Source organism: Myroides sp. LoEW2-1 (genome assembly GCF_009767705.1).
Classification (GTDB): Bacteria; Bacteroidota; Bacteroidia; order Flavobacteriales; family Flavobacteriaceae; genus Flavobacterium; species Flavobacterium album_A.
Window position 1 is genome coordinate 1 of record NZ_WSPP01000127.1, and the last position, 2,268, is coordinate 2,268.

Here is a 2,268-nt window from a genome sequence, read left to right on the forward strand (position 1 = left end):
CTCTAATTCAGATAGTAGGGTAGTGCCAAATTCTTCAAATTTATCTAGTTCAACTACTTCTCCATTGAGGATAGGTTCGACCTGGTAAACTAATGAACCTTTATAATCTAAAGCTTTTATTTCTTCTGTAATAGCGGAAACAATTAGTTTAATATTGTTTTTGTGAGTAGCTTTCCTTTTTTCTTCAATTTGTAGTTTTTCTTGTCTTTCTTGCTCTTTTATATCTTCCCAACGCTTTACTTCAATTTGCTGCTTTTCTTCATGTGGTTTTGTAATTAGGATGAATTCGTTGTACAATTCTGTTATAGGGACAGTTATGTTTTCTTTTATTTTATTAATTACTGCTTTCTTTTCTTTTTCTAAAGAAGTTCTTGCAGTAACGTAGTTTGTACGGCGTTTTTTTGCAATAGTAAACGTTTCATTATCTGTTATTTCAATGTAGGGATTGTCAGTTACTATTTGTAATTGTTCATCCTCTTTACTCTTTATTTCTTTTAAAACCTTTGTATTAAAGTTTTCTATGCTCAATTCATTGTTTTGTTTCTCTTGTGACATATTTTTCCTGCTATTTAAGTTGTTTTGAGTAGATTTTGTAACCAGGTGGTAGACTGGCTTTTTCAATTGCTTCTTCTTCTGAATGAGCCTTTATTTTCACTTCGCACCAATCAGTGCAATCTCCTCTTCTAAATGTTACTATTACTGTATATTCCTGCACTATGCTAGGGTTTAAAAATTCAACACGTTTTTTAATGGCACTAAAAAAGCCGTCAAAAATAATTTTGTCGGCTTCTGTTTGTTCTTGATAGGTTTTGTCAGAAAGCTTCCAACGCCCATCTTCGATATATGGAGTAATATTCATATTACTTTGGTTTTCTCGTTTTTGGTAGTGAAAAGAGAATAAAGCAAAAGGTAACTACCAGTATACCAATTGCAGTTAGAAAGTCGTTTAATGTTGACATATATTATACAGATCTAATTATAACTACTTTAGTAGGTGTTTTTTTTCTACTTTCAATCAAATCAAGTACTTCTTTTTTATCATAGTATTTCTTTTTATCCTCAGGTCTTTCTGCGTTCTTATAGGCCGTTAGTTTGTTGTTGTAGAATCTATAAAAAGTAGTAGTCTTAATTCCCATTAACTCACAAACTTCAATATGAGTTAATAATTCAATTTGTTCTTTTTCTGTATCTATGATATTCTGTGTCATTTTGTTTAAAGTGGTTTTAAAGATTGAGGAATATTTTTGTTTTGTTTTTCTCTCCATTCATTACGTAAGAAAGTAAGAAGGCTTTCAGCACTTGTAATAAAACCTTTAGTTATAAGCCTAGTTACTTCACGTTGCAATTGAACAAGTTCTTTCATGCTTGATTCTTCAGCTTTCTTGTTTCTCATTTGTTTTTCGTGATGATTGAAAACAATGTGATTTATTCCTTCAGAAACTTTAGAGATTACTTTTTGAGGTGATTCTAATGGTTTGCAAATAGATTTAATAGCCGAACACATATCTCTATATTCAGTACCAGCTTCAATTCTTGATTCAATCAACTGATCATATACAAATTTCAAAACATGGTATTTAAATTTTGGATTTATCCACATGGCGAAATCAATGAAAAGTAAAGGGTGCATCCAAACTTGATCTCTTGTTTTTTTACCATCAGATAAAGTTCTTCCTTTTGTTTTTTTAACTACTTGATTTTCAGGTAATCGCATATTTGCGCATAGTTGATTATCAAGTGGTTGACTTTTTTTAAACTCCTCTTCAATAATAGTTTCAGTAAACTGAATTGTTGATGGAGAATCTAAGAATCTTTTTAACTCCCTTTTAGAATTACCTTTTTGATTGTTCCATTGAGTTAATAAAATATTGGCATCAAAATAGCCGTCTTGTGTTCTTTGGAGTACGTTAAATTCCCCCATAGGACGTTCTAGTATTTGATTTGTTTTCAAAATACGTTTGATTTAAGATAATTTTAACGATAATCTATATGTACGTATGTACATATAGAAGTATATATTCTTATCTTTGTATTATAATTAATCTAGTGTTACTGATTTGCTTATCAGTAATTTTTTGGTAAAATTTTAGATAATTATAAAACAAAGAAATACTGACAGGTATTAACGCCCCTCGTGGCGTTTGAAACAAAGCAGATTAAAATAATAGACTACGTCAATAGTTTATATACTATTTTAAAATGTTTGTTTCCCAATATGTCAAAGAGCTTTTAAGACAACTACATAGTACATTGTGAGAATTGTAAATC

3 protein-coding genes and 1 pseudogene are annotated in these 2,268 nt (G+C 29.9%); all 4 read right to left on the bottom strand.

Annotated features, from left to right (window positions below; all coding sequences use genetic code 11):
* Positions 1–555, bottom strand: a pseudogene (locus GOQ24_RS08620) (hypothetical protein); the annotation flags it as partial.
* Between the two features lie 10 nt (positions 556–565).
* Complete coding sequence (locus tag GOQ24_RS08625; protein WP_160339481.1) at positions 566–859, bottom strand: hypothetical protein; 294 nt, start codon at positions 857–859, stop codon at positions 566–568.
* Positions 860–962: 103 nt separating this feature from the next.
* Positions 963–1,208 (bottom strand): hypothetical protein, encoded by a 246-nt coding sequence (locus tag GOQ24_RS08630; RefSeq protein ID WP_160339482.1) that lies wholly within the window; start codon positions 1,206–1,208, stop codon positions 963–965.
* 5 nt (positions 1,209–1,213) lie between these two features.
* Positions 1,214–1,951 carry a KilA-N domain-containing protein gene (locus GOQ24_RS08635; protein WP_160339483.1) on the bottom strand — a complete coding sequence of 246 codons (738 nt, stop codon included), beginning with the start codon at positions 1,949–1,951 and terminating at the stop codon, positions 1,214–1,216.
* Between the last annotated feature and the right edge of the window lie 317 nt (positions 1,952–2,268).

What these genes read in the sequence shown, in the direction of transcription:
- GOQ24_RS08630 (WP_160339482.1), bottom strand. Translation starts at nt 1,208, where the DNA reads ATGACACAGAATATCATAGATACAGAAAAAGAACAAATTGAATTATTA.
- GOQ24_RS08625 (WP_160339481.1), bottom strand. Translation starts at nt 859, where the DNA reads ATGAATATTACTCCATATATCGAAGATGGGCGTTGGAAGCTTTCTGAC.